Consider the following 5,619-nt stretch of genomic DNA (forward strand, 5'->3'; position numbering starts at 1 on the left):
AACGGCTACAACTTCCTCGGGTTCCTCTGCCTGGCTGCCGCGATCACCTGCTGGAAGAAGCTCCCGCACTCGACGTGAGACACGCTCTAATCTCCCTTRCAAGGAACCRCCGTCGCCTACGCGCCCAGAACACCGCCATGCGCGCCCATCGGCGCTCACGACCGACACACGAGTACCACTTGCCATGTGTGACCAAGGGGTGGTACCGGTTGTGCTGGCGTACGCGCGTGCGCTGCTGACCGGGTCGGAGCAGGGGCGGACCRCCTACCTGGCGGCGGATCTCCGGGACCCCGGGCTCATCCTCGATGCCGCCGAGCTCCGCGGCGTGCTCGACTTCCACCGGCCGATTGCGCTGTTCCTCGTCGCGGTCCTGCACTTCCTGACCGGCGCCGACCAACCGCGTGCGCTGGTGCGCAGGCTGCTGGACGGTCTGCCGTCCGGCAGCTACCTGGTCGTGTCCCACGCGACCGGCGACCAGGCACCCCCAGGGGTCGGCGCGATCGTCGAGACCTACGCGACCACGGCCGCGCCGCTCGTTCTCCGCGGCCTCGCGGACGTCTGCCGCTTCTTCGACGGGACGGATGTCCTCGACCCGGGCGTGGTGCGCCTACCGCTGTGGAAGCCGGACACGCCACCCACGGACCCGGAAACCGTCTGAGTCTACGGCGGTGCAGGACGGAAGCCCTGACCGCTCGCGGCGGCTCCGGATGGCCCAGTGCAAGACCGGATGGCATCTCGACGACGAACCCCTTCCCGACCCGGATCCGCCGTCCGACGACGCCAAGGCACTTGCCGTGCTGCGGGCGGACCTGGAGGAAGCCCGCGGTGAGGTCCTGGCGGCCGGCGACCTCGGGCAGGTCGGCGAGATCGACGAACTGATCGGCCAGGTGGACCGGGAACTGTCAGATCTGGGCGTGCGGGGCCGGATCGCGCCGGCCGACCGGGACCGGCCGCGCCGCGTCCGCTCGACCCGTCGTCGCCAGGATGCCCCCGATCTGCCCCGGCTGCCCGTTGAGCGGCGCACGGTCGGGCGGACGTTCACCGCGCCGGACGGGACGGTGTGGCGGCCGTCGATGTTCCTGACCCTGACCTGTGCCTCGTACGGGCGGGTGCACTCCGACGGCACGCCGGTGGACCCGGCCTCCTACGACTACCGGCAGGCGGCACGGGACGCGATCCACTTCCCGAAGCTGCTGGATCGGTTCTGGCAGAACCTGCGCCGCGCGGTCGGCTGGGATGTCCAGTACTTCGCCGCGCTGGAACCCCAACGGCGTCTCGCCCCGCACCTGCACGCCGCGATCCGCGGCACCATCCCGCGGACCATGCTGCGGCTGGTGGCGGCAGCCACCTACCACCAGGTCTGGCGGCCAGCGACGGACCGGCCGGTCTACGACGATCAGCATCTGCCCGTCTGGGACGACACCATCGGCGCCTACCTCGACCCCGACGCCGGCGACCCGCTGCCCTCGTGGGATGCGGCGCTCGACGCGATCGGTGAGGACGACGAACCCGCGCACGTCGTGCGGTTMGGTCCGCAACTCCAGGCGGACGGGGTGACGGCGAACTCGGTGAACACCGGCCGGATGATCGGCTATCTCACCAAGTACCTGACGAAGACCCTCGACACCTGTCACGAGATCAGCAGTGACCGGCAGCGGGCGCATGTGGAGCGGCTCGCCGATGCCCTGCGCTACGAACCCTGCTCCCCGACCTGTGCGAACTGGCTGCGCTACRGCATCCAACCCCGCAACCCCCGGCGCGGCCTCACCCCCGGACGGTGCACCGGCAAAGCCCACCGGCGCGAAACCCTCGGCTTCGGCGGCCGGCGGGTGCTGGTCTCCCGCCGCTGGTCTGGCAAGACCCTCACCGACCACCGTCGTGATCGGGTCGTCTTTATCCGCCAGCAGCTCGCGGCACTGGGCGCCACTGGCACCGGACCGGCCGCGCCCGAGGACGATCCGACCCGCATCGCCTGGACGCTGCTACGCCCCGGGGACCCGGCCGCACCCCGCCGCGAACATCTGATCTTGCATGCCATCGCCCAACGGCACGCCTGGCGCGCACAGCTCGGAATCGGCACCGAGGAAGGGGCCGGCGGGGATTCGGCAACAGGGCCGCCGCTGGCGGACGCAGCCTGACCCCACCCCGGCAAGCCCCTGGAGAGCCTGCGTGACCAAGCTCCTGCTCACCCCGACGGAAGCCGCTGACCTGCTCGGCGTCAGCCGCAGCACCGTCTACGAACTGCTGAACAGCGGCGACCTCGAATCCGTCCGCATCGGCCGTGCCCGCCGGATCCCCTCCGCCTCGCTGCTCGCCTTCGTCCACCGGCTCCGCGGCCTCGACGACGGACAGGCAGCATGATCACCCTCACTGGCCGTCGGGCGGGGGCAGGTCGGGGCGGTGTTCGGCAATCCATGCCTCCACATCGACGGTCCGCCAGATGTGACCGGCGGCCAGGGAGGCATACGGCGCGGGGAACGACGGGTCTTCCTTCAGAAGCTGGTTCACCCGCGTCCGCCCGACCCCCAACCGGCGGGCGATCTCCGCCGCTCCCATGAGCGGTTGCGTCATACCCCGCAATCTACTGGACGACCGTCCAGCGCCACGTGTACCGTGGATGTCGCTGGACGGTCGTCCAGTCGCGTTGAGGCGGTTCCGGCCGAGTGCGGCAACACCCGACCGGAACCTTGGCCCCTTCCTGCGCGAACAGGAGAGAGACCCATGCCCATCTTCCCGTCCGACGCCCCGGATCCCGACCGAACCCCCGGCGGAGACGTGCCGCTGATCGTGGCCAGCATCGTCCGGCCCGGCGTCTATGCGCTGACGCTGCGTCCTGGTGCTGATGCCCGCGAGATCGCCGAGGTCCTCGCCTGCATGCCGGTCGACGCCTTCCTGACCGAGCACGTCGGCGACATCGACCTGACCATGGTCTTCCGGACAGTGCCCGACGGCAGGGAACCTGATCCCACCGGGGGCGTCACCCCGACGGCACCGGCGGCGGCACGCGGAACCCGCCCGTAGCGGTTCTTCTGCCCCACCCATTTTTCTTCCGTTCTCTGGTGGCGCCTCAATCTGTCGGGGCGGTGGACGGGTCCAGGGTCGGCCATAGGCCGATCGCGTAGCGACGCGATAGCGCCCTGGACGCGGCCGGCGACCCGGCAGACCATCCCAGCGCCAGAGAACGGAAACCCCAACTCGCGCCGGACCACGCGACTCGCGACCCGCGCCCGTTCTTTCGGCAAGGAGCCAGAACCACCATGCCCACCAACACCCCACGGCGGGTGACCCTCATGCAGGCGCTGCATGACCACCTCGACCGCGCCGACCGCGGCCAGGGACGCGGTTACCCGCAGTCGGACGGAGAGACCAAGTTCGCCTGCGACATGGAAGACAGCCCCTACGGCTGCCCATGGTGCGACGCCGTCGAATGGCCCGACGGCAACCCCCTGGACGTGGCCTGATGGCCGAGGGTAAGGGCAGCAGACGCGGCAACGGCGAAGGCTCGATCTACCGGTACCGCAACGGTTGGGCCGGTCAGATCAGTATGCCGGACGGCACCCGGCCGACGTTCTACGGCAAGACGAAGGACGACGTCCGAGGGAAGATCATTGCCGCGCTCCGGGCGGTGCAGGACGGGGTGCCGCTGGTCACGACACGGATGACGGTGGCCGAATATCTCGATCAGTGGGTGACCATCGTTCTGCCTTCCCGCGTGGTCGCCGGAACGCTCGCCGAGTCAACGGCCGAGTCGTATGCCGATCAGGTCCGGCTGCATATCACGCCGATCCTCGGCCGTCACGAGCTGCGCAAGCTGTCCACCGCGCACGTCCGCCACTGGATGACGCGCAAGCTCACGGAACCGTCGTCCGCGGGTCTGGCGCAGTGCGCGGCCTGGGAGGCTGAGGCGGCCCGCAAGGCGGCAGAACGCGCGAAAGAGAAGAAGACTCGCCCGGCTCGACGCGCGACAGCACAGAAGAAGGCTCCGGCACCGAGCGAACGCAAGCCCGTCAAGCCGCTGTCGGCCCGGTCGGTGCGCTACCTGCTGGTGATCCTCACCGCGGCGTTGAATGACGCGGTCCGGGAGGAACTGCTGACCCGGAACGTCGCCGCTCTCGTCCAGCCGCCGAGGAAGGCCGATGCGCCGATACGGGCGCTCACCGAGGAAGAAGCCCGTCGGGTTGTCGCGGTCGCGCTCGTGGACCGGATGTCCGCGCTGTGGCTGGTGCTGCTGGCGCTCGGGCTGCGCAAGGGGGAAGCGCTCGCGCTGCGCTGGGATGCGCTCGACCTTGATGCGGGCACGGTCGCCGTGGTGCGCAAGCAGCGGCGTCGCAAGGCGGGAATTGATCCGGAGACCGGCCGGCAGCGCTGGGAACTCGTCGAAGAGGAAGCCCTGAAGACGAAGGGTTCAAAGGCGGTTCTCGCACTGCCCGACATGGTCGTCACGATGCTCCGTGAGCACCGGTGGCGGCAGGACGACGCGAAAGCCGACCTCAGCGCCAAAGCGGACCAGGCGGAAARGGACCTGGCGGCGCTGGCCGCGCAGAACCTCCCCGAGGGGGTGTCCGGGACTCCGGCGGACCTGAAGGTCATCCGGTGGGAAGACCCCGGACTGGTGTTCACTACCGCACTCGGGCGGAAGGTCGACCCGCGCAACGTCAACCGGTGGTGGGACGCGGTGTGTGAGCGGGCTGAGGTGCGGCACACCCGCGTGCACGATCTCCGCCACACGGCGGCGACGATGCTGTTCCGGGCCGGCGTCGACCTGAACGAGATTCGCGCGCTTCTGCGTCACACCCGCCTTGGCACCACCGCGGACATCTACGTTGACGTTCTGGCGGACGTCCGGCGGGGGACGGCCCGCAGCATGGACGACATCCTCACCCGGCTCCGGAACCCGACCACCGCTACGGAGAGTGAGGCAGACGAGGGTGCCGCCTGAGTCGTCCCGCAGTACCGTTCGCCAACTGCAGTATGAACTGCAGTACACGAGGTCTTGAAAGCGGCAGAGCCCCGCACCTTGGATGGGGGTGCGGGGCTCTGGCCTGTCTCAACCGTGCGTGCGCTCGGCAACGCACCACAAACATCCCCAACCACCGTGGCCGATGCGGTTRCACATCGCGCACACGTTCACGCTCCTCGGCCCAGCGTAATCGCTGTGCCCGCCTGCAGGGCGTACATCCGAGCCCTGCTGCACGAACTCTGCTGGCTGGGAAACATCGAGACCCCGTAGCGTGTGGACGCTGCGGGGCCCCGACCTGCCTCAACCAGGCGTGYACCGCAGGAGAATCGAACTCCCGAACCTCCCAGCGGGGACAAAGGAGGTGAGCCGACCGGCGCTGCCTCTCAGGCTACCCGATGYCAAGCCGCGCCCCTGTCTCGCCATAGCTGCACGGGCCGCCGCTCCTGGACGTCCGATCCTGGGCGGCTCGAGGCGGCGGGCGTGCCTGAGGACGTCGCCTTCGCGACCAAGCCCACCCTCGCCCGACAGATGATCGAGCAGGCGCTCGACTGAACCGCCCCGGGGCTGGTGGAGGCTCTTGACCTTGGAAGGATGAGAGCCGTGCCGGGGCTGTCAAGTTAGCGGTGTAACGGGTGATGTTGGACTACTTGGGGACCACT

6 protein-coding genes and 1 pseudogene are annotated in these 5,619 nt (G+C 69.5%); 6 read left to right on the plus strand and 1 reads right to left on the minus strand.

Annotation, left to right across the window (positions count from 1 at the left end):
* Positions 1–184 precede the first annotated feature (184 nt).
* The 3 genes and pseudogenes from KBI5_RS17445 (at position 185) to KBI5_RS17455 (ending at position 2,361) form a co-directional block, all read left to right on the plus strand.
* Complete coding sequence (locus KBI5_RS17445) at positions 185–658, plus strand: SAM-dependent methyltransferase (protein WP_085015847.1); 474 nt, start codon at positions 185–187, stop codon at positions 656–658.
* Between the two features lie 28 nt (positions 659–686).
* A pseudogene (locus KBI5_RS17450) lies at positions 687–2,138 on the plus strand (replication initiator); the annotation flags it as partial.
* 31 nt (positions 2,139–2,169) lie between these two features.
* On the plus strand, positions 2,170–2,361 hold the full coding sequence (locus tag KBI5_RS17455) for a helix-turn-helix domain-containing protein (protein WP_011434870.1): 192 nt from the start codon (positions 2,170–2,172) through the stop codon (positions 2,359–2,361).
* Between the two features lie 6 nt (positions 2,362–2,367).
* Here KBI5_RS17455 and KBI5_RS17460 read toward each other — a convergent pair whose 3' ends face one another.
* A complete protein-coding gene (locus tag KBI5_RS17460) occupies positions 2,368–2,571 on the minus strand; it encodes a hypothetical protein (RefSeq protein ID WP_035908376.1) in 204 nt (67 codons plus the stop codon).
* Between the two features lie 150 nt (positions 2,572–2,721).
* On the opposite strand from KBI5_RS17460, the gene KBI5_RS17465 reads away from it, so the two are divergent.
* From KBI5_RS17465 to KBI5_RS17475, 3 genes are all read left to right on the plus strand, one after another.
* On the plus strand, positions 2,722–3,021 hold the full coding sequence (locus KBI5_RS17465; RefSeq protein WP_023839867.1) for a hypothetical protein: 300 nt from the start codon (positions 2,722–2,724) through the stop codon (positions 3,019–3,021).
* Positions 3,022–3,257: 236 nt separating this feature from the next.
* Positions 3,258–3,461, plus strand: coding sequence for a hypothetical protein (locus KBI5_RS17470; RefSeq protein WP_023839866.1), 204 nt, complete (start codon positions 3,258–3,260; stop codon positions 3,459–3,461).
* Complete coding sequence (locus tag KBI5_RS17475) at positions 3,461–4,939, plus strand: tyrosine-type recombinase/integrase (RefSeq protein WP_241882992.1); 1,479 nt, start codon at positions 3,461–3,463, stop codon at positions 4,937–4,939. Before KBI5_RS17470 ends, KBI5_RS17475 begins: the two co-directional genes overlap by 1 nt.
* The last annotated feature ends 680 nt before the right edge of the window (positions 4,940–5,619 follow it).

Origin of the sequence: Frankia sp. KB5 (assembly GCF_002099325.1) — a bacterium.
Lineage (GTDB): Bacteria > Actinomycetota > Actinomycetes > Frankiales > Frankiaceae > Frankia > Frankia casuarinae.

Bases quoted from the DNA above. Each gene is read 5' to 3' on its own strand.
- KBI5_RS17470 (WP_023839866.1), top strand. From the start codon at position 3,258: ATGCCCACCAACACCCCACGGCGGGTGACCCTCATGCAGGCGCTGCAT.
- KBI5_RS17460 (WP_035908376.1), bottom strand. From the start codon at position 2,571: ATGACGCAACCGCTCATGGGAGCGGCGGAGATCGCCCGCCGGTTGGGG.
- KBI5_RS17465 (WP_023839867.1), top strand. From the start codon at position 2,722: ATGCCCATCTTCCCGTCCGACGCCCCGGATCCCGACCGAACCCCCGGC.